Raw genomic sequence first — 19096 nt, 5'->3', positions numbered from 1 at the left:
CGCTCCGCCCGCCGACGTGGTTCCGCCAGAAGCGCGATCGATTGAGCCGGTATCCGACGCGGACTAGGGTCGGCTCGGTGGAATCCGACTACGACGAGCTGGACCGCCGGCTCGTGCACGCGTTGCAGATCAACGGCCGGGCCCCCTTCAGCACGATCGCCGAGGTGCTCGGCGTCGCGGATCGCACCATCGCCCGCCGGTACGCCCGGTTGCGGTCGGCGGGGGCGGTACGGGTGCTCGGCGGGGTCGACCCGACCGCACTGGGCGCGGTGCTGTGGTTCCTGCGGGTGCGCTGCGCGCCCGCCGCGTCGATCCCGGTCGCCGAAGCGCTGGCCCGGCGCCCGGACACGTCCTGGGTGAGCATTTCCTCCGGAGGCACGGAAATCACCTGCACGGTCCGCACGGAGAGCGAAGCCGACAGCGAGGCGCTGCTGCTGGCGAAGCTGCCTCGCACTCCGCGCGTCGAGGGCGTGACCGCGCACTCCGTGCTGCACGCGTTCTACGGCGGCCCGGACAGCCTGGTCGCCAAGCTCGGTTCGCTGGACGAGGAGGCGATCGAGCGGCTGCGTCCGCCCCCGGTGCCGCATCGACCGGGACCGGTGCGGCTCGACGACGGCGATCGACGGCTCCTCGCCGCCCTGGCCACCGACGGCCGAGCCGAGCTCGAGCGGCTGGCCGCGGTGACGGGCTGGTCGCCGACGACGGTCCGGCGCCGGATGACCGAGCTGCGCGAACGCGGGGTGCTCTACCTCGACATCGACGTCGACGGGAGCATGTTCGGTGTCGGCCAGCGAACCCTGCTCTGGCTGTCGGTCGCCCCCGCGCACCTGGAAGAGGCCGGTGCGGCACTGGCCGGGCACCAGGAGATCGCGTTCGCCGCCGCCACGACCGGGCCGACGAACCTGTACGCCAGCGTGGTGTGCGCGAACCAGCGGGAGCTGTACCGGTACTTGACCACCCGGGTCGCCGCGCTGCCGTCGATCACCCACGTCGAGACCGCACCGGTGATCAAGACCGTCAAGCGGGCCGCGAACCGGATGTAGCGCCTGGGCCTGACGTACCTCCGTGCCTGGCTCAGAGGTAGCTGATGCCGGTGAGTTCCTCGGCCGCGGCCCAGAGCCGCCTGCCGATGGCGGGGTCGGCGGCGTCCCGGCTGAGCCGGGCCTCGGTGACGCGGCCGCGGATCTCCCCGAGCCCGGCCGGCCCGAAGAACTGGCCGCCCCGCACGCCCGCCGCGGTGGCGGCGTACAGCTGCGGCAGTGCGCCTCGTTCCACCGGCTGGGTGACCAGCAGGCCGAGCCGCGCGATCACCCGCCCGGCCCGGCCGCGGTGTTCCCACGCACGCGGAGTCAGGTTGGTGCGGGTGAGACCGGGGTGAGCCAGCACGCTGGCGATCGACGATCCGGCGGAACGCAGGCGACGGTCCAGCTCGACACCGAAGATCGTGGTGGCGAGCTTCGACCTGCCGTAGGCGGTGGCGGCCCGGTAACCACGTTCGGACATCAGGTCCCCGAAGTCGAGGTGGGCGTTCCGGTGGGTGATCGAGCTGAGGCTGACCACCCGGGCTTCGTCTGCCGCGGCCAGGTTGTCGAGCAGCAGGCCGGTCAGGGCGAAGTGGCCCAGCACGTTGGTGGCGAACTGCAGCTCGAAGCCGTCGGCCGAGGTGCGGCGCGGACCGAGCAGCACCACGCCGGCGTTGTTGACCAGCAGGTCGATCGCGGGGTGGTCGACGGTCAGCTTGGCGGCGAACGCGCGTACCGAGTCCAGCGACGCCAGGTCCAGCGCGCGCACCTCGGTGTCGCCGTCGATCCGGCGGGCGGCTCGTTCGCCGGCGGTGGTGTCGCGGACGGCGAGGACGACGTGGGCGCCGTGGCGGGCCAGTTCGGTGGCGGTGACCAGGCCGAGGCCCGAGTTCGCGCCGGTCACGACGGCGACGCGGCCGTGCCGGCCGGGGATGCGGTCGGCGGTCCATCCGGTCATCTGCGGCTCCTGGAAAGGGGTCGGTGCACTGTGCCGACGACGTTAGGAGCTGTCCGGGCGGTCTCGGTGGGTCTGCGAGAACCACCTTGGGCACCCGCGGAGGAGCCACACTGGTGGCATGAGCAGTCCTCATCCCTACGCGCGCGAGCTCGGTGGATTCCTGCGCGCCCGGCGTACCCGGTTGCGTCCCCGCGACGTCGGTCTGGAGCCGGGTGGCCGGCGCAAGGTCACCGGGCTGCGCCGCGAGGAGCTGGCTCTGCTGGCCGGGCTGAGCACCGACTACTACCAGCGGATCGAGCAAGGCCGCGACGTCCGCCCGTCCGACGACGTCCTGGCGGCGCTCGCCGGCGCGCTCGGCCTCGGCGACGAGGAACGCCGTCACCTGTTCACCCTGGGCCGCGCCGCCCGCCGGCCGGCGCCCGGCCCGGTGCGCCGCGAGCCGGAACGGGTCCCCGAGAGCACCCGCCGGCTGCTGCGGGTGACGGACACGCCGGCGGTCGTCCTCGGCAGGCACCTCGACTTGCTCGACTGGAACCCGATGGCCGAGGCGCTGCTCGGCGACCCGGACGGCTACCCACCGGACCGGCTCAACATGCTCCTGCTGTTGTTCGACGACGCGCGGACCGGCCGGCGCGGCTGCCCGGACTGGGAACGGCAGGCGCTGGACTACATCGGCATGATGCGCGCCGCCGTCGCCACCGACCCGACCCACCCCCGCGCGACCGCGATCGTCGGCGAATTGAGCATCCGCAGCGCCGAGTTCCGGCGGTTGTGGGCCCGCCACGACATCCGCGAGTCGGTGTGCGGCACCAAGACCTTCCGGGTGCCCGAGGTGGGCGACATCGTCCTGGACTGGGACACCTATCCGCTGCCCGGCAACCCCGGACCGGTCATGCTGGTCTTCACCGCCGAACCGGACAGCGCCGACGCGGACCGGTTGCGGCTCCTGGCGTCGTTGCACGAAGGGCGCAAGGGTGCCAGTCTGGCCGGAACACTCTAGGCATCGGACACGACATGGAATTGTTGACGCCCTGGGACGGTTCGCGGGTCGGGTTGGACCAGGACGAGATGCGCCGGCACAATCGCGGCGCTTTTCTTCGCCTCGTGCACCTGAGTGGAGGAATCTCGCGGGCTGAACTCGCTCGACGGATGGACCTCAATCGAAGCACGATCAAGACGTTGACGGCGGAACTGACCGCGGCCGGCCTGGTCCGTGAGGTGCCGCAGACGGACAATCGGCACCAGGGCCGCCCCTCGCTCATTGTGCGGCCGGAGACCCAACGTTTCCACGTGTTGGCGTTCGACGTCGCGGTGGACCGGTTGGTCGCCGCCCGGATCGGCCTCGGCGGCGTAATCCTCGACCGCGAGGTTGCTCCCCGGCGCCGGTCCGGAGTCGACCTCGACTACGTGGTGGCGACGCTGGCCGAGCTAGGCGGCCGGCTGACCGAGGCGGCGCCGCCGACGTCGACCTGCGTGGGGCTCGGTGCCTCGTACTGCGGAATGATCCGGCCCGGCGATGGAGTCGTCCGCTTCGGTCCCGACCTCGGCTGGGTGGACCAGGCGTTCGGCGCCGAACTGGCCCGCCGTCTGGGCCTGGAACAGCGCGTGCTGGTGGGAAACGAGGCACATCTCGGAGCGCTCGCGGAGCACCTTCGCGGAGCCGGGCTGGGGGAGCAGAACCTGGTCTACCTGCACGGCGACGTAGGCGTCGGCGGCGGAATCATCGTCGGCGGCACGCTGCTGGACGGCGACGCGGGGTACGGCTGCGAGCTGGGCCACATGATCGTCAACCCACACGGCGGCCGACCGTGTGGCTGCGGCTCCAGCGGGTGCCTGGAGGCAGAAGCCGGTGAAAGAGCATTGCTGGACGCCGCACACCGACCGGCGGAGGTGTTCGGCCGCGACGCGGTACGGGCGGTGGCCGACGCCGCGGCCGCGGGAGAGGCCGACGCGCGAGAAGCACTCGATTACGTCGGGGATTGGCTGGGCATCGGGGTAGCGAATCTCATCAATCTCTTCAACCCGGCCGTGGTCGTCTTCGGTGGAATGCTGCGGGATGTGTACGCCGGCGTATTGCCGCGAGTACGTAGTCGCGTGGCGCGCAATGTGCTCCCGGTGGCGAAGGAGAAAGTGCGCTTGAGCATGTCGGCGCTCGGTGACGACACCACTCTGATCGGCGCGGGCGAGCTCGGATTCTCGCGGCTGCTGCGCGATCCGTTGAAGGAAACACCGTGGGTTTCCCCGACGGCTTGGTGATCCGGCGCGACTCGGCCGCCGCGAAGAACCAGCAGTACGGCTAGCGGTTGCGTCGCACCAGTACGGCCCAGACCACTTTCCCGCCGCTCCACGACCGTGCGCAGCCCCAGCGCCGGCTGGCCCAGACGACCAGCCACAGGCCCAAGCCCGGTTCCGTGCGGGTGAGCCGCTCGTGCAGCACGGCCGGCCGCGGGTCGTCGTCGGCCACCGCCACGGTGAACCTGCCGCGCCGCAGCTCCAGCAGCAGCCGGGGCGCCGATTCCGTGTGTCCGAGCGTGTTCTCCACCAGCTCGGTCGCCACCACGACGGCGTCGTCGGTGTACTGGAGCACCCCCCACGTCGCGCAGACCCGCTGGACGAACGCCCGGGCGTCGGCCGACGCGGAGGAAGTCGGGGCCAGCAGCTGGACGGCTCGCCGGCTCGGCGGCCGGTCGTGGGCTGCTTCCGCCGCGACGACGTCACGGCAGACCAGCACGGAGCGGCGGGCGTCCTGGGCCGCGAAGCCGGCGGCGTGGTCGGCGCGGGCGGTCACGACCGTGAACGGGATCGCCGGCCAGACGACGATCCGGTCGGCGATCACGGAGAACACCGTCATCAGGGTGACGTCGGCGATCTCGAGGCCTTCGATGTCGACGACAACGCTTTCCGGCGCGTCTGCGGCGATCCTGAGCACACCATCGCGCAGCTCCGGGTAGCCGGCCGCGGTGAGCCTGCCGGTCACCACGGCGACAGTCGACTCGGCCCGATACCGCGCCGCTATACGAAGACCACTACCGGTGGTCACTGCTGTGGTTCACCGCATTCGTTCGGGAATCGTGTCCATGGTGTGCAGGAGTTGCACAGCGAGGGCCTGGCAGGCGGTGTCCGACAGTTTCGTGTTCTCTTTCAGAACATCCCGGACCAGCCTGACGCGCAGCTCGTACCGGGACGCGAAGGCGGCTTCCGTGGTCATGGTGTTTCCTTCTCGCGCTCGTCGTGCCCGCCGATGCAGACGCATCCGCGGTTGAACCCACCCGCCACGGTGGCCGTGCAGAACCGGCGCGCGATCGGATCGTGCGCGTGCTGGGCGTGCCGGCAGGCCGCGCAAACAGCTACCTTGCCCGGTGTCACCGGCGGGCGCGGCGTCCGGACGGGTCCGGTGCCCACGTGCTCCCGGCGGAGCGCGGTTGCGGGCCGGGTGCCGTCCCGCCGCCGGTCGGCGGTGCCGGGGTGTACACCGGCTGGAGGAACAGGCTCCCGTACCGGTGGTGCGAGGGGGCGGTTAGCGCTCCGGGGCGGGGCTGCTCGGCGAGGGGATGGCTGAACAGCAAACTGTCCATTGTGGAAGTACTGATCGGGGGATCCTTTCGTGGTGCCGCCGGTGGGCGGCGTGGTTCAGGACCGCGGCTGCCCGGCGGCGGCCGGCAATTCCGTGCCGTCGCCGGTGTTGTCCGGGTCCGCGGCGGTCGTGAGAGCGCGCTGGGCGACGTCGGGATCGGTTTCCGGCGGAACGACCAGCAGGGTCGTTCGCTGCCGGTTCCAGCCGATCGCCGTCAGGCTGCCGGAGGGCTGCGACCGGAATCCTTCGAGCCGGACGACGTTGTCGTCGAAGGTGACGCGCCGAGGTGTGTTCGGCCAGTCGCCGAGGTTATAGGTGACCCGGTCGATGCGGCCCAGCCGAGCGGCCAGCGCGGCGAGCAGCGCGGGCAGTTCGCCGGCCAGATCGCGGGTCGGGGGCCACCACGCACCGTCGACGTGTCCGGTCGCGGGTGCCGCCGGCTTCAGCCGCAGACGTGGTTCGGTGGGGAGGGTGGTGTTCGGGCCCGACGGCATGTCGGTGCTCCCGTCTCCGGCCGCTGATTGCCGGCCGGACTGGGACCGAGGACGGCGCGAGTTCGATCACCTGCGCACGAAATGCTCTCGGTCGACACCCAGCGTACACGACGACTGCGTTGAGTGTGTGAGCAGTGTGACGCAGCCGGTCGACAAGCCGCCGGTGGGCGGAACGGCCCGCTACTCCACGAGGTGCGGATACTCCGCCGCGCGGTGCTGGAAGGCCAGCACAGCGGGATTCCGGACGACGCCGTCGCGGATCTCGACGGCGCGGCGGACAGTGTCGTCACCATCCCAGGTGGACGGTCCGCCGAGCACCGTCCCCAGGAACGGGAGCAGGGCTTCGCTGATCTCCCACGTGGCCGAGTTCCACAGGTAGGACGGGCTGTGGTCGACGGCGTAGTACGTGATGCCGTCGCCGACCACGAACGCCGGGTCGGCGAACGTCGTGGGCCGAGCCCAGCTGAACCCCATGCCTTCGTCGCACGAGACGTCGACGACGAGGCTGCCCGGCCGGAACCGGGCCAGGTCCTCCTCGAGGAGGAACATCAACGGCTCCGCGGTGTTCTGCAGGACGCAGTTGACGACGATGTCGTGCTCGGCGAGGAACCCCGCCAGCGGCACCCGGCCGCGGTCGGTCAGGGCGTGGCTGCGGCGGGGGTCGCCCGGGTGGTTCACGTCGTGGTCGAAGTGCACCATCGTCGCGGAGTGGATCGGCGAGCCGACCGCTGTGATGCCGCGGCCGGTGAGGACGTGCACGTCGCGTATCCCGTGCGCGTTGAGTGCGGTCACCGCTCCCCGAGCCGTCGCGCCGAAGCCGATCACCGCCGCCCGCAGCCGGCGGCCGTAGTCGCCGGTCGAGCCGATCAGCTGCAGGGCGTGCAGCACCGAGGAGTAGCCGGCCAGTTCGTTGTTCTTGTGGAAGACATGTAGGCCGAACGAGCCGTCGCGGTTCCAGTGGTTCATCGCCTCGAAGGCGATCAGCGTCAACCGGCTGTCAATGGCCAGCTGCGTGAGTTCACGGTCCTGGACGCAGTGCGGCCAGCCCCACAGCACCTGGCCTGGGCGCAGTTCGGCGACGTCCTGGTGCAGCGGCTTGGCCAGCAGGATGACGTCGCACTCGGCGATGAGCTGTTCCCGCGTGCGCATCCCGGCGACGGTGCCGGCCAGCTGTGCGTCGGGGACGCCGAAGGCTTCGCCGTAGCCGTGTTCGAGGTGGATGCGGTCACGGATGGCCGCGTCGATTCGTTCGACGTGGCGTGGGTGGATCGGCAACCGGCGTTCGTCCGCTTTCCGGGAATGCGCGATGACGCCGAGGGTGAACTGGTGCACGTGGGCCCCTTTTGCTAGACCACAGTCTAAGCACGCGGCGAGTACGGTGCTCCGCTCGCGGGGTTCCGGCCGCCCACCGTGGGCGTAGCCGCCCGCTGACGGTTCGAACCCGGCGATCTGCTCCGACGGTCGTCCGGCACGGCGGCCGGATGGCCTCTAGCGTGGCGGGCATGGAGCACCCCGAACCCGACGCGCGAACCCTCGAGCGCGGCCTGGGCGACTACGTGGGGGCGGTGGCGGCTGCCGTCGGCGTCCCGGCCGAAAGCATGACGGTGGAGATCAGCGACACGGCCACCGCTTACCTCGGGCTGCCCAGGCGCTGGCGCGACCGGCCCGACCACGACGTCATGCTGGTCTGGAGCGAACGGCGTGGGTGGTCGCTCGCGGTGGAGACCGACCCCGCCGACGACCCGGTCCTCATCGCGCAGTACGGCGGCGACGACCTCGTGCCGCCGCCGGGTGCGGTCGCGCGGTTCGTCGCCGACGCCGTCGCCGGGCACCACCCGGGCCGGGAGCGTCCGGGCCCCGCTGCCGCCCTGACCCGCAAGTCGCTGGCCGAGCGGCTGAAGCCCTACCTCCGCCACCTCGAGTGACGAGTGGCTCCGGACGGCGCCGTGGCCCGCTTTCGTCAACCGACCCGGTGTGGTGTCAGGACTTCGCGGTCAAGTCGGTACGAGGTGCCGCTCGGGGACGCGCCACGGTCCGCTACCGCTCGAAGGGGTCCCAGTGAGCGTCGCGGTCGGCGCGGGCGTCCGCGGCGTTGTCGACCACGGCGATGATCCGGCGGGCCTCGGCCTCCCGGCCGGCCGGGGTTCCGGTGACGTCGAGGTCGTCACGGGCCTGCTCGCGTGGGTAGGCGTGCCACACCTGCAGGATGCCGACTGCCTCGCTCGCCGCCGTCCGCTGCATCAGGTGGCTGAGCAGCCGGTGCGCGGCTTGCTCTTGCCACTGCCCGAAGTCGTTCACGGGAAGCTCACGAGTTCGCCGACCGGCGCGGGGAGGGGCGGCGCGAAGCGGGCTCTTTCGGTTCGACGAGGCCGGGATCGGCCACGATGACCCCGGCGAGGTCGCGGATCTTGCGGTTGGTGCGCTGGGAGAGGTCGGTGAGCCAGCCGAACGCTTCGTCGGCGGTGAGGCCGCGCCGAGCCATCACGATCCCTTTCGCCGTGGCGATCGCGTCGCGGGTGTCCAGCGCGGTGACCAGTTGCTCGGCTTGGATCTGGGCCCGGCGCCAGCGGGCCGCGGTCAGGATCACCCCGGACATGGCCGTGGTGAACAGGGCGATCAGGGCGGCGTGCCCCGGCTCGAAGGAGCCCGGGCGGCGGCTCCACACGTTCAACGCGCCCGAGAGGCGGTGGTGGTTGGCCGCTTCGAGGTTGGCGGCGTTGTCACTGCGGACGAAGAGCGGGCAGGACAGCATGGTTTCGACGCCCGCGTCGGCCGCGGCGTCGGCCAGTGCGGGCCACCGCCGCCGGGCCTGGTCGATGTCGGTCCGCACCACCGTCTCGGTGCGGGCCGCCTCGATGCAGGGTCCGTCATCGAGGGAGTACTGGACCTTGTCGAGGGAAAGCGCGCCCGCCTCGGTGGCCGCGACGGTGGTCGGTTCGCCGCCGTCGAACAACGTCACGCTCGCGGCGTCGGCGCCGGGCAGCAGCGTCACGACCCGGTCAGCCATGCGCGCCAGTGTTTCGTCGCGGGGCTGGTCCGCCCGCAGCGACTCGGCCAATTCCAGCACTGCCGCCGAAACGTCGTGGATGTGGTCCGTCATCGCGCTCTTGCCGGCGCCTTCCTTGTTTTTCCGGTGAAAAGCTCGAGAACGCCGGAGTTCTGTCGTGGCGGAGGGCCGGAGGTAGGCGGCTGTCGCGGCATGGTGCGTCTCCCCGGGGAAGCGGGTGACACAGTCAACAAGTAGGCCCGCGCACGCTACCGCGAAGGTGAACTCGCCACCGCATCGATCCTGAGATGGAATGCGGGCGAACCGTTCACGCAGGGCTGTTTTTCAACCTCACGTGAAGTCGAGTGTAGCTCACGAACCGGATCTTCACCGGCGACCTGATCGGCGTCCACCTCCGGTTAGGACGCCCGGTGCCGGGTATCCGTCGTACACGGTTCGGCCGAGGAACGTGGGATGTGACGCCGCATGAGCCTCGAACTACCGCTGTCGGACGAGCTGGCGGGTGTGTTCGCCCGGATGTCCGGGCTGTTGCTGTCGGAGGAGACCGTCGGTTCGGTGCTGCGGCTGGTGACCAGGCTGGCCCAGGAGACCTTTCCGGACACCACCGGCGCCGGCCTCAGCGTCTTGGACCCCGGCGGGGCGCGGATCACGGCCGCCGCGACGGATCAGCTGGTCGAGCGCGCGGACCGGGTCCAGTACGAGATGGAGTCCGGGCCCTGTTTGGTGGCGTGGGCGGACCGGGTGGTCGTGCGGGTGGACGATCTCGCCCACGACACCCGGTGGCCACGCTGGACCCCGTTCGCCACGGAGCTGGGGTTGCGGGCCTCGTTGAGCGCGCCGTTGGTGGCCGGTGACACCGCGCTCGGCGCCATGAAGGTCTACGGGACCCGGCCCGGGATGTACGGCGCTCGGGAAGAGTCCTTGCTGAGCATGTTCGCCACGCAGGCCGCGGTGCTGGTCGCGAACGCGAAGTCCTACGCCGACGCGCACCGGGTGAGCGCCGGGCTCCAGGCGTCGATGCGGGGGCGGGACCGATCAACATCGCCAAGGGAATCCTGATGGCCCAGGGGCACGTGGACGAGCGCACGGCGTTCCTGCAGCTGGCCAAGACCGCGGAGCGGCGCCGGCAGCCGCTGCTCGAGGCCGCCGAGGATCTGGCGCGGACGATCCTGCGGCCCCGGCGGTGACATGAGCGAGCAGGAAGCCCGGCATCAGCAGCAAGCGGTCGCCTCGGCGTTCGCCCGCACCGAACTGACCGTGGAGGAGCTGTGGCTGCGGTACTTCGCGCTGGGCGGCAACCTCGGGCTGTTCGAGGTGGAGGCCTACCTGCACGGGGTGTCCCCGCTGCCCGGGTTCGACCGCGACGTCGTGGCCCACGTGGTGAACGAACGCCTCGACGAGCTGAGCCGGCACCGCCGTGCTCCCTACAGCCGGATGATCCGGGACGTGGCGCCCCACGGGGCGCCGCTGATCGCGCTGACCACCCTGCTGGACGGCGCGGAACTGGCGCCCCCGGAGCGGCTGCCCGCTCTGGTCGCCGCCGCGGGGGAGGCACTGGGCCTCCGGCTGACCATGTACCTCGCCGACTACGAGCAACGGTCCTTGTGGCCGGCACCGCCGAGCAGCGAGGGCGCCGCGCTCGACGTGGAGACGACGCTGGCCGGCCGGGCGTTCCGGCGGCTCGAGATCCTGCCCGCGGAGGCCGCCCCGCCGCGGCTGTGGGTGCCCCTGCTCGACGGCGCCGAACGGCTGGGGGTGCTGGAAGCGGAGGTGGCGTCGGCGGCCGACCTGTACGACCCCGGCCTGCGTACCCAGTGCCGCTGGGCGGCCCTGCTGATCGGGCACCTGGTGGTGCTGATGACGAACTACGGCGACGGCATCGACCTGGTCCGCCACCGGCGGACGCGGACCGTCACCGGGGAGCTGATCTGGTCGCTGCTGCCGCCGCTGACCGCCGGGGTGGACGGCTTCGTCGTCAGCGGCGTCGTCGAACCGCGGCACGCGGTGGCCGGTGACGCCTTCGACTACTCGTTGTCCGAGGACACCGCCCGCCTGCTGATCCTCGACGCGGTCGGCCACGACCTGCGCAGCGGCCTGCTCGCCGCGACCGCCCTCGCGGCCTACCGGACCGCCCGCCACGCCGGTGGCGGTCTGTACGAACAAGCCCGGCTCATCGACGAGACGATCGGCAGCACCTTCGGCGACGCCGCCTACGTCACGGCCGTGCTGGTCGAGGTCGACCTGCCGAGCGGGCGCCTGCGCTACGTCAACGCCGGGCACCCGCGGCCGTGGATCATGCGCGCCGGGCAGGTGGTCAAGCCGCTGCCCGGCGGCCGGCGGATGCCGCTCGGGCTCGGGCCCGGCCGCGAGTTCGCCGTCGGCGAGGAACAGTTGCAGCCCGAAGACTGGCTGGTGCTGTACTCCGACGGCATCACCGAAGCCCGCGATGGCGCGGGGGAGTTCTTCGGTGAACGGAGGCTGGCGGACTTCCTCGAGCGGGAGGCCGCGGCGAACTTCCCGCCGCCGGAAACCGTCCGCCGGCTCATCCGGGCGGTCTCGGAGCACCAGGACGGCCGTTTCCAGGACGACGCCACCGTGCTGCTCGCGCGGTGGGCCGACCCGGGCCGCATCGCGCCGTGAGCCCGGCCCGGACACGGGGCTACGGCGACCGGCTCGACCGCGCTCACCCGGCGAGGTCGGCCGGAGCGAGGGTGCCGTCGGTGATCGCACGGGTGACCTCGCGCAGCACCCGTTCGTGCTCGATGGCGTACGCCGGCACGAGGGCACGCGCCGCGGCCGGGGTGATCCCGAGGGTGCCCGCGACCAGGCCGACGGCGTGGTCGAACTCGATCCGGTCGTTCAGGGCGGTGAGGGTGGCTTCGAGGAGCCGGTCCGCGCGGCGGTCGCCGCGTTCCTGGACCAAGGCGAGCACCGCCAGGTCCGACACCACCTGCGCCAGGTCCAGCTGCCACTGCCGCGGGACGATCGCGGTGTCGAAGAGCAGGTTGAAACCGCCGATGGCGGCACCGTCCAGCCGCATCGGAATCGCGGTGATCGACCGGTACCCGGCCCGCAGGGCCGCGGGAACGAAACCGGGCCACCGGTTCCGCTCGGCCGCCAAGTCGGCCACCGTGATCACCGTCGCCGTCTCGATGCAGTCCACGCACGGCCCCTGGTCGACGTGGGTCTACAGCAGCTCGACGAACCGGGCGGTTTCGTCCGAGGCCGCCACCACCTCCAGGCTGCCGTGGGCCCCGGTCAGCATCACACCGGTCGCGGTCGCGCCCAGCAGCCCGGTGCCGACTTCGGTGACCAGCCGCAGCACCGCGGCGTTGTCGGGGCTGCCGACCAGGCGCGAAGTGATCGTGACCAGCGCGCCGGTCACATCGGGTGTGCCGGGCTCCCCGCCAACCGGACGGTCGTTCATGGTGTCTCCAGGTGAAGGGGTCATTCGGCCGGCTCGTCCAGGGCGATGCGCCGTTCCAGGACGTCGCGGGCGACGTCGAGGACCGACCGGTTCCGGCTGAAAGCGTGGGCGCGCAGCCGGGCGAACGCGTCGTCGAGGGTGATCTGCAGCTGGGCGGCGAGCATGCCGGTGGCGACGCTGACGTCCTGGTAGGACGCAATGGGGCGGGGCGCGAAGTCGTGACCGGCCTGCTCGGCCTCGTGGCTGTGCCGGAGCAGGGACGCCGTGGTCAGGTCCGCCGCCAGCGCGGCATCCCGCCGCTCGGCGCTGGGCAACCCGCCGGGGCGGCGGCGAAGCAGTTCCAGGGTGCCGAGGCGGATCGCGCCGAGCCGGAGGGGGAACGCGAAGACCGCCGCCGCGCCGACCGCGAGCGCCGCTTCGGCGAACCCGGGCCAGCGCACCTGCTCGACGCTCAGGTCGGGCACCAGTACCGGGCTGCCGCTGCCGAACGCCTCGACCCCGGGGCCCTCGCCGGCGGTGTACTGCAGCTCCGCCAGTTTCGCGGCCCAGCGGTCGCTGGCCCCCAGCACCTCCTCGGACCGGGGGTTGCTCCGCAACGCGAGGATCGCCGCATCGACCTGCTCGAGGGTGTCCACACAAGCCAGGCAAACCAGCTGTGCCCAGCTCTCGCGGCGCCCCGGCACCTCGGCGTCCGCGGCGATCGCGCGCCACAACGGCTCCCGAGGTCGTTCGTCCACCGTGCGCCCCTCCAAGGTGCGGGCCACCGAGCCGACGCCCGGACCACCAGCTTAGGAGACACCGCCGCAACGGGCACCGTGACCGGCCACGAGCCTGGACGAGTGCGCCGGTTCCGCTCGGTATCGACCGCACGAGCCGGACGGTCGAGCACCTGATCGCCCGCCCGGTCCTCGCCGTCGCCCGAGTTCGGCGGCAGGAGGCACGCTGGCCTGCGCGGTAAGCACTTACCGCGCAGGAATCGCGGCCTTGCGGCCGGATGTGCGCGGGTCAGGTGCTCGGCGCAGCGCGCTTCTCGGCACCTCAACCGTGCGCTCGAAGAGGCCGCCCCGCGCGAGCTGCCCGCCCTCCTGCACCCGGGCATCGGCTTCATGACGGGCGACAGCGCTTCAAGGAGTACGACCCCGAATGGGCTCAGGCGTGGGCCACGGACACCGCGAACGCCGGGCGCGACCACGCCGGCCTGCACCGGCAGTGACGGCGTCGGTATCTATACCGTCGCCCTTGCACCCAGCGCCGTCGCCGCCGCTACCGGCAACTGCCCAGGGACGGGTTTGGGTCAGTCCCGTGCGGGTGGCGGGGAATGGCCGAGGTAGGACTCCACCGCGGCTCGTAGTTTGTCGGCAGCGCGGGCGATGGTGTCCAGTTGCGCTGCCGTGAACTCGCCGAGCAGTTTCTCGAGCTGCTGCTGCAACGGATCGAAGAACTCGTCGGCGGCGGCGTTGATCGCTGCGGTCGAGTGCAAGGTCACGATCCGCCGGTCGCTGCCTTCCCTGGTGCGCTCCACGTACCCGGCTTCTTCCAGGCGTCCGAGCAGGATCGAGGTGGCCCCGGGAGAGAGGCCCACGCGTTCCGCGAGGCGTGCGGGTGTCAGTGGCCGGCCGAGCTCCTCGGCTTCGATGATCTGCACGACCGCGGCGGCGTCGGTCGTGTGCATGCTCATGCTCCTGGCGAAGAACCGCGACAGTTCGTTCTGCGTAGCGCTGAACGCGGTGAAGCTCCGCAACACGCGCGCGCACGCGTCGGCCGGCACGGCCTCGGTCATCTCCGGCTCCCTCCGTTGTGTGACACAGACTACCACTTGACACAAAATAGTTTTGTAGCAAAATAACTTTAAGGCAGCAGGTTGTTGTGCGACGCAGCCGGGCGCGTCGCGACGTTCACGACAAGGTGGGAGCAACACATGAACCGCTCGATCACGATCATCGGAGCCGGCCTGGCCGGGTTGACCCTCGCCCGGGTCCTGCACGTCCACGGCATCCCCTCGACCATCTACGAGGCCGAAGCCTCTCCGATGTCCCGTACGCAGGGCGGCCAGCTCGACATCCACGACTTCAACGGCCAGGTCGCCCTCGACGAATGCCGGCTTCTCGACGAGTTCCGCTCGATCATCAACTTCGGCGCGGAATCCATGAGGTTCCTGAGCCCGGGTGGAGAACTGGTGGGCGAGATCCCCGATGACGGGAAGCTGAGCAACCCGGAAGTCCTGCGCGGGGACCTGCGTCGCATCCTCATCGAGTCACTGCCGGACGGAACGATCCACTGGGGCCGCAAGGTCGCCTCGATCGACACTCCCGACGGTGGCGTGCCGTTCGCGGTCACGTTCGCCGACGGGTCGACGGTCGGCACCGACGTCCTGGTCGGCGCGGACGGCGCTTGGTCGCGCGTACGGGCGTTCCTTTCCGGGGCTTCGCCGGAATACCTGGGCACCGTGTGGGTGGAGACCTTCCTGCACGACGTCGACCGGCGCCACCGGCGAAGCGCCGCGTTGGTCGGCCGAGGCGCGATGCTGGCGATGGAACCCGGGCGAGGGATCTTCGGCCACCGCGAAGCCAACGACGTGATTCACACGTACGTCGTCATGAAGAAGCCGCTCGACTGGGCGCACTCGACCGATTTCTCGGACCGCGAACAGGCGCTGACCGACCTCGCTGCAGAACTGGGCGACGGGTGGGCTCCCGAACTCCTGGAACTGATCACGAGCGGCGAGACCACGCCGGTCGTCCGGCCGATCTGGGGACTGCCACTCGGGCACACGTGGAACCGGGTGCCGGGGGCCATGCTCATCGGTGACGCCGCCCACCTGACACCGCCGGATGGGGACGGAGCGAACTGGGCCCTCTACGACGGCGCCCAACTCGGGAAGGCAATCGCTGCGTCACCGGACGACATCGAGTCCGCTTTCGCGGGGTTCGCCGCCGAGATGCTGCCGCGTAGCGCTGCCTCATCGAGGGAGGGATACCAGTCGTTCGAGCAGACCTTCGGCTACAACGCACCCGAGAACCTCCGGAACATGATGGACCGCGCGGCGACATACGGTCGCCGCCACCACCGCTGACTCACTGCCCGGCGCAGCCACGGAACGGATCGGCAGCCGACACCGCAAGCCCGATTACTGCCCATCGCCCGATGCAGCCCTGAGCCCTGGCCAACCTGATCACGCGTCGGCGACCATGAGGGTCCGAACCGCGGCGACGAGCTCGCCGGCGGTGTTCGGGCTGGATCGGATCTTGCGCAGGATCCGCCAACTCGAGCTCGGCGTCGACGTCGCGCTGGTTCTGAGACAGGCGGCGGTAGCGGCCGGTGTCGGGATGAAGGCGGCGACGCGGCTGGCGGGACCGCGACCGTGGGCTCGGCGCTCTGGTAGGCGGTGTCGGCGGTGTGGAGGTCGTTGTGGCGTGGGTGAAGCAGTGCGGCAGCAGGTCGTGGCGGGTGAGGTATCGGCGGCGAGGTTTCGGTGTTCGGTCGGTGTCTGGGTTCGGTTCGCGGCGTGATGCCGTGGCCTAAGCCGCCGGATTGGAGGTAGATCGGCGCCGTGGGGTGTGGATCGATCCGGCCAGGTTGCCGGTGGAGTGAACTGGCCGGTCTGTATCGGGTCATCACCTGGACAACCGGGTCATCGAGACCTACTCCCACGTCGCTCCGGAGGTCGAGCAGCGGCTGCTGGATGACCCGCGACCAGCAGGAACACCGCGCCGACGCCATATCAAGGCTGGGGTGGTGCTTCAATTCTGCCCCGCCAAGAGCACAAGATCAGGTCGTAAGCTGATCACCGAAGATCGAACCCGGAATGCAGAAACCCCTTCGGCCAGCCACAACGGCTGAAACGAAGGATTCCTTGCGATGTGGAGCTAAGGGGACTCGAACCCCTGACCCCCTCGCTGCCAGTGAGGGTCGATCATGGTGCTGACCTGCGGCGATAGAGAATCGCCTCATGAAATGAGGCGCTCCGGTGCCGTTGTTGGCAACTCTGTGTTGCAGTTGTGGCAAGGGGGGTTTGCCCCAGCTGCGCCCCAGTGAAATCAGTGAGAGGACGGCGCCGCCGGCGTGTCGAACATCTGGGGCATTCGGCAAGCGGCGTGGACTTGGATCTGGCCGATCAGGATCGCCCAGCCGGTGTCGTGCAGCCGGACCAGCGTAACGAGCGACCTTGGCTATTGAACCCGTCTCGAGCCGAGGTGCCGCTGAGGTTGGCTCGCCAGGGTGCGCCATGCGGCAGAAGAGGATGTTCACCCGGCATGCTGTCGAGCCACTCATACCATCCGGGATGAGTGGTGGGGTCATCTGAGGAGCAGTTCAGCGTGGTGAGGCGCGCCAGCCGTGTTCGAGGATGGCGAAGGCGGCTTCCACGGTGCGGGCCGGATCTTCGGCGCGGATCGCGAGTGCCGAGGTTTCCAGCGCGAAGTGCGCCAGTGCGGCGCATCCGGGGTCGGCTTCGGGTGCGCCGGTTTCGGCGGCGAGGACGCGGCTGAGCGCGTCCTCGTGCCGCATCCACATCCGGTGCCAGTACTCGCTCAGCGCCGGCGTGCCGCGCACGAGTGACATGAACTCCGACACCCCGTCGGCGGCGGCGCCGCGCTCGACGCGGGCCAGCGTGTGGTCCCGCAGCGCGTCCAGCACCGAAGTGTCCGGCGCGCGGTCGCGCACAGCGGCGATCAGGGCCTCCTCGATGTCGGCGTCCCGGTCGAAGACGAGGGATTCCTTGCTGGGGAAGTGTTTCTGCAGGGTCGTGGTGGACACGTCGGCGGCGTCGGCAATCTCGCGGACGCCCACGTTGTCGTAGCCACGTTCCAGGAACAGCCGCAGCGCCGCGTCGGCCAGCGCCTGGTGGGTAGCCGCCTTCTTGCGCTCCCGCCTGCCCATCCCGGTCGTCATGCCTTGACGATACCATTAGTTGTACGGTGTACTCAGTTGTACCGTATCACTTTTGGGTCGAGGAGTTCCGATGACGGTTCGTGTTCCTGTTCTGATCAGCGGTGGCGGGATCGCCGGACTGACCGCCGCCCTGCTGCTGCGGCGCGAAGGGGTGTATCCGGTGCTGGTCGAGAAGCACGCAGGTGTGTCGCCGCAGCCGAAGGCGCGCCGGTTCAACCCGCGCAGCACCGAAGTGTTCCGCCTGCTCGGCCTCGCGTCCGAGGTCGCCGAGGCCAGTGCGCCGCTGGCGTCGTTCACCGAGGTCCTGGTCGGTCCGACGCTGGCCGCCGCCCGGGTACGGGAACTGGACGGCACCATGCGGCAACGGCGGCTGCAGCAGGCGAGGATTCCCGAGCTGAGCCCGGGACCGAACGTCTTGTGCCCGCAGGTCGTGCTGGAACCGATCCTGCGCCGGGCCGCCGGAGAACGGGGCGTGTCCGTGCGGCTTGGCACCGAACTGGTGTCCTTCACCCAGGACGACGACGGGGTGACCGCGCGGCTGAAGCCCGCGGACGGCGAGCCGTACGAGCTGAGCGCGGACTACCTGATCGCCGCCGACGGCGCCCGCAGTCCCATCCGCACGGCACTGGGTATCCCTCGCGGCGGCCACGGCCACCTCGCCGACAACCTCGACCTCTACTTCCGCGCCGATCTCACGGATTTGGCGCGAGAAAAGCCGTTCAACCTGTGCGAGATCGACAACCCGGTCGCCTCGGGCGCCTTCCTCTCGGTCAACGGCACCGACCTGTGGCTGTTTTCGACGGCCGACTTCCCCGAGGCGTCCATGCTGGGCGACGGCGACTGGCACGACCTCCTGCGCATCGTGCTCGGCATGCCGGATTTGGACGTCGAACTGATCAGCCGGTCGCCCTGGGAGTCGGCGATGCGCGTGGCCGACCGGTTCCGCGACGGCCGCGTGTTCCTGGTGGGCGACGCCGCGCACATGATGCCCCCGATGGCCGCGGCCGGCGCCAACACCGCCATCGCCGACGCGGCCAACCTCGCCTGGAAGCTCGCAGCCGTACTGGCCGGACAGGCGACGCCCGCCCTCCTCGACACCTACCACGCCGAACGCCGTCCGGCCGGCTACGCGATCGCCGAAGCTTCCAGCACCGTCCGCGGGCACGTCGGCGACATGCTCGCCGCCTACACCAAACCCGACACCGAACACGACGACCTGCTGGCCACGATGTTCGGCACCCAGTACCCCGAAGGCGCGTTCGTCCCGGACGGCCGCGGTCCCGCCCCCGTCGACCACTACTCCCCGGCGGGCCGTCCCGGCACGCGCGTGCCCCACGCCTGGCTCGACGCCAACACGTCCACTGTGGACTTGGCGGGCCCCGGCCTGACCCTGCTCACCGGCCCGGACAACGGACGCTGGACCACTGAGGCAGATCGTCTCGGGTTGCGCCTGGCCACGGTGTCACACCAGCATTGGCTGGCCGAGGTCTGCCTGCCCGCCGACGGCGCTCTGCTGCTACGTCCAGACGTCGTCGTCGCCTGGCACTCGGCATGCGGCACGCCACTCGCCGAGGCAGTGACCCGAGTGCTCGGCACCGCGGCCATTCCCGCATGACGGGCAAATGAGCTCCAGCGGAATCAGCCGCCGGTTGCGATGTGCGGTGCGGTCCGGATTCAGTCGTGCAAGTAGCGCCTCTCGATGGCCGCGGCGCGAATTCCTGCTC

At 70.7% G+C, this 19096-nt stretch carries 22 protein-coding genes; 9 read left to right on the top strand and 13 right to left on the bottom strand.

The features are described 5' to 3' along the window. Window positions 1-77 precede the first annotated feature (77 nt). Entirely contained in the window at window positions 78-1043 is a 966-nt protein-coding gene (locus AB0J40_RS41070) for an Lrp/AsnC family transcriptional regulator (protein ID WP_364464901.1), read from the top strand. Window positions 1044-1074: 31 nt separating this feature from the next. On the opposite strand, the gene AB0J40_RS41065 is transcribed toward AB0J40_RS41070, so the two are convergent. Continuing rightward, on the bottom strand, window positions 1075-1980 hold the full coding sequence (locus tag AB0J40_RS41065) for an oxidoreductase (RefSeq protein WP_364464899.1): 906 nt from the start codon (window positions 1978-1980) through the stop codon (window positions 1075-1077). A gap of 118 nt (window positions 1981-2098) precedes the next feature. Between AB0J40_RS41065 and AB0J40_RS41060 the strand changes: the two genes are divergently transcribed. After that, window positions 2099-2980, top strand: coding sequence for a helix-turn-helix transcriptional regulator (locus AB0J40_RS41060; RefSeq protein ID WP_364464897.1), 882 nt, complete (start codon window positions 2099-2101; stop codon window positions 2978-2980). Between the two features lie 14 nt (window positions 2981-2994). Further along, entirely contained in the window at window positions 2995-4236 is a 1242-nt protein-coding gene (locus AB0J40_RS41055) for an ROK family transcriptional regulator (RefSeq protein ID WP_364464895.1), read from the top strand. 40 nt (window positions 4237-4276) lie between these two features. On the opposite strand, the gene AB0J40_RS41050 is transcribed toward AB0J40_RS41055, so the two are convergent. The 5 genes from AB0J40_RS41050 to AB0J40_RS41030 form a co-directional block, all read right to left on the bottom strand. Then, window positions 4277-4957, bottom strand: coding sequence for an ATP-binding protein (locus AB0J40_RS41050; RefSeq protein WP_364464893.1), 681 nt, complete (start codon window positions 4955-4957; stop codon window positions 4277-4279). A gap of 72 nt (window positions 4958-5029) precedes the next feature. After that, window positions 5030-5188, bottom strand: a complete 159-nt coding sequence (locus tag AB0J40_RS41045) for a DUF6307 family protein (protein ID WP_364464892.1) — start codon at window positions 5186-5188, stop codon at window positions 5030-5032. Further along, window positions 5185-5346 carry an RGCVC family protein gene (locus AB0J40_RS41040; RefSeq protein ID WP_364464969.1) on the bottom strand — a complete coding sequence of 54 codons (162 nt, stop codon included), beginning with the start codon at window positions 5344-5346 and terminating at the stop codon, window positions 5185-5187. Before AB0J40_RS41040 ends, AB0J40_RS41045 begins: the two co-directional genes overlap by 4 nt. Before the next feature lie 264 nt (window positions 5347-5610). Beyond that, window positions 5611-6048: a DUF5994 family protein gene (locus AB0J40_RS41035; RefSeq protein WP_364464890.1), complete on the bottom strand. Its 438-nt coding sequence runs from the start codon at window positions 6046-6048 to the stop codon at window positions 5611-5613. 180 nt (window positions 6049-6228) lie between these two features. Beyond that, the gene (locus AB0J40_RS41030; RefSeq protein WP_364464888.1) at window positions 6229-7380 is read right to left on the bottom strand and encodes a N(5)-(carboxyethyl)ornithine synthase; all 1152 of its coding nucleotides are present in this window, start codon (window positions 7378-7380) and stop codon (window positions 6229-6231) included. A gap of 170 nt (window positions 7381-7550) precedes the next feature. Here AB0J40_RS41030 and AB0J40_RS41025 point away from each other — a divergent pair, with 170 nt between their 5' ends. Next, window positions 7551-7973 (top strand): DUF6292 family protein, encoded by a 423-nt coding sequence (locus AB0J40_RS41025; protein WP_364464886.1) that lies wholly within the window; start codon window positions 7551-7553, stop codon window positions 7971-7973. A 112-nt stretch (window positions 7974-8085) separates the two neighbouring features. Here the strand turns inward: AB0J40_RS41025 and AB0J40_RS41020 are convergent, their stop codons facing one another. Further along, on the bottom strand, window positions 8086-8346 hold the full coding sequence (locus AB0J40_RS41020; protein WP_364464884.1) for a hypothetical protein: 261 nt from the start codon (window positions 8344-8346) through the stop codon (window positions 8086-8088). A gap of 7 nt (window positions 8347-8353) precedes the next feature. Further along, on the bottom strand, window positions 8354-9148 hold the full coding sequence (locus AB0J40_RS41015; protein ID WP_364464882.1) for a GAF and ANTAR domain-containing protein: 795 nt from the start codon (window positions 9146-9148) through the stop codon (window positions 8354-8356). 372 nt (window positions 9149-9520) lie between these two features. On the opposite strand from AB0J40_RS41015, the gene AB0J40_RS41010 reads away from it, so the two are divergent. The 3 genes from AB0J40_RS41010 to AB0J40_RS41000 are packed head-to-tail and all read left to right on the top strand — an operon-like array spanning window position 9521 to window position 11695. Next, a complete protein-coding gene (locus AB0J40_RS41010; protein ID WP_364464880.1) occupies window positions 9521-10114 on the top strand; it encodes a GAF domain-containing protein in 594 nt (197 codons plus the stop codon). Next, window positions 10114-10242: a hypothetical protein gene (locus AB0J40_RS41005; protein ID WP_364464878.1), complete on the top strand. Its 129-nt coding sequence runs from the start codon at window positions 10114-10116 to the stop codon at window positions 10240-10242. The genes AB0J40_RS41010 and AB0J40_RS41005 overlap by 1 nt, the downstream gene beginning before the upstream one ends. A 1-nt stretch (window position 10243) precedes the next feature. Beyond that, a complete protein-coding gene (locus AB0J40_RS41000; RefSeq protein ID WP_364464876.1) occupies window positions 10244-11695 on the top strand; it encodes a PP2C family protein-serine/threonine phosphatase in 1452 nt (483 codons plus the stop codon). 43 nt (window positions 11696-11738) lie between these two features. Here the strand turns inward: AB0J40_RS41000 and AB0J40_RS40995 are convergent, their stop codons facing one another. The 4 genes from AB0J40_RS40995 to AB0J40_RS40980 all read right to left on the bottom strand — a co-directional run bounded on the left by AB0J40_RS40995 (window position 11739) and on the right by AB0J40_RS40980 (window position 14262). After that, a complete protein-coding gene (locus AB0J40_RS40995) occupies window positions 11739-12218 on the bottom strand; it encodes a hypothetical protein (protein WP_364464874.1) in 480 nt (159 codons plus the stop codon). Window positions 12219-12242: 24 nt separating this feature from the next. After that, window positions 12243-12482 carry a hypothetical protein gene (locus AB0J40_RS40990; RefSeq protein ID WP_364464873.1) on the bottom strand — a complete coding sequence of 80 codons (240 nt, stop codon included), beginning with the start codon at window positions 12480-12482 and terminating at the stop codon, window positions 12243-12245. Window positions 12483-12502: 20 nt separating this feature from the next. Continuing rightward, window positions 12503-13219 (bottom strand): ANTAR domain-containing protein, encoded by a 717-nt coding sequence (locus tag AB0J40_RS40985; RefSeq protein WP_364464871.1) that lies wholly within the window; start codon window positions 13217-13219, stop codon window positions 12503-12505. A gap of 557 nt (window positions 13220-13776) precedes the next feature. Next, the gene (locus AB0J40_RS40980; RefSeq protein ID WP_364464869.1) at window positions 13777-14262 is read right to left on the bottom strand and encodes a MarR family transcriptional regulator; all 486 of its coding nucleotides are present in this window, start codon (window positions 14260-14262) and stop codon (window positions 13777-13779) included. Between the two features lie 138 nt (window positions 14263-14400). Between AB0J40_RS40980 and AB0J40_RS40975 the strand changes: the two genes are divergently transcribed. Then, entirely contained in the window at window positions 14401-15555 is a 1155-nt protein-coding gene (locus AB0J40_RS40975; protein ID WP_364464867.1) for an NAD(P)/FAD-dependent oxidoreductase, read from the top strand. Between the two features lie 1238 nt (window positions 15556-16793). On the opposite strand, the gene AB0J40_RS40970 is transcribed toward AB0J40_RS40975, so the two are convergent. Continuing rightward, window positions 16794-17372, bottom strand: a complete 579-nt coding sequence (locus tag AB0J40_RS40970) for a helix-turn-helix domain-containing protein (RefSeq protein ID WP_364464865.1) — start codon at window positions 17370-17372, stop codon at window positions 16794-16796. 70 nt (window positions 17373-17442) lie between these two features. Between AB0J40_RS40970 and AB0J40_RS40965 the strand changes: the two genes are divergently transcribed. Continuing rightward, window positions 17443-18987, top strand: a complete 1545-nt coding sequence (locus AB0J40_RS40965) for an FAD-dependent monooxygenase (protein ID WP_364464863.1) — start codon at window positions 17443-17445, stop codon at window positions 18985-18987. Window positions 18988-19096: the final 109 nt, after the last annotated feature.

Origin of the sequence: Amycolatopsis sp. NPDC049691 (assembly GCF_040675005.1) — a bacterium.
GTDB lineage: Bacteria > Actinomycetota > Actinomycetes > Mycobacteriales > Pseudonocardiaceae > Amycolatopsis.
This window is presented reverse-complemented; position numbering and strand designations above follow the sequence as displayed.

Bases quoted from the DNA above. Each gene is read 5' to 3' on its own strand.
- AB0J40_RS41025 (WP_364464886.1), top strand. From the start codon at position 7,551: ATGGAGCACCCCGAACCCGACGCGCGAACCCTCGAGCGCGGCCTGGGC.
- AB0J40_RS41060 (WP_364464897.1), top strand. From the start codon at position 2,099: ATGAGCAGTCCTCATCCCTACGCGCGCGAGCTCGGTGGATTCCTGCGC.
- AB0J40_RS41005 (WP_364464878.1), top strand. From the start codon at position 10,114: ATGGCCCAGGGGCACGTGGACGAGCGCACGGCGTTCCTGCAGCTGGCC.
- AB0J40_RS40970 (WP_364464865.1), bottom strand. From the start codon at position 17,372: ATGACGACCGGGATGGGCAGGCGGGAGCGCAAGAAGGCGGCTACCCAC.
- AB0J40_RS40990 (WP_364464873.1), bottom strand. From the start codon at position 12,482: ATGAACGACCGTCCGGTTGGCGGGGAGCCCGGCACACCCGATGTGACC.
- AB0J40_RS40975 (WP_364464867.1), top strand. From the start codon at position 14,401: ATGAACCGCTCGATCACGATCATCGGAGCCGGCCTGGCCGGGTTGACC.
- AB0J40_RS40965 (WP_364464863.1), top strand. From the start codon at position 17,443: ATGACGGTTCGTGTTCCTGTTCTGATCAGCGGTGGCGGGATCGCCGGA.
- AB0J40_RS41065 (WP_364464899.1), bottom strand. From the start codon at position 1,980: ATGACCGGATGGACCGCCGACCGCATCCCCGGCCGGCACGGCCGCGTC.
- AB0J40_RS40980 (WP_364464869.1), bottom strand. From the start codon at position 14,262: ATGACCGAGGCCGTGCCGGCCGACGCGTGCGCGCGCGTGTTGCGGAGC.
- AB0J40_RS41055 (WP_364464895.1), top strand. From the start codon at position 2,995: ATGGAATTGTTGACGCCCTGGGACGGTTCGCGGGTCGGGTTGGACCAG.
- AB0J40_RS41035 (WP_364464890.1), bottom strand. From the start codon at position 6,048: ATGCCGTCGGGCCCGAACACCACCCTCCCCACCGAACCACGTCTGCGG.
- AB0J40_RS41045 (WP_364464892.1), bottom strand. From the start codon at position 5,188: ATGACCACGGAAGCCGCCTTCGCGTCCCGGTACGAGCTGCGCGTCAGG.
- AB0J40_RS41000 (WP_364464876.1), top strand. From the start codon at position 10,244: ATGAGCGAGCAGGAAGCCCGGCATCAGCAGCAAGCGGTCGCCTCGGCG.
- AB0J40_RS41010 (WP_364464880.1), top strand. From the start codon at position 9,521: ATGAGCCTCGAACTACCGCTGTCGGACGAGCTGGCGGGTGTGTTCGCC.
- AB0J40_RS41015 (WP_364464882.1), bottom strand. From the start codon at position 9,148: ATGACGGACCACATCCACGACGTTTCGGCGGCAGTGCTGGAATTGGCC.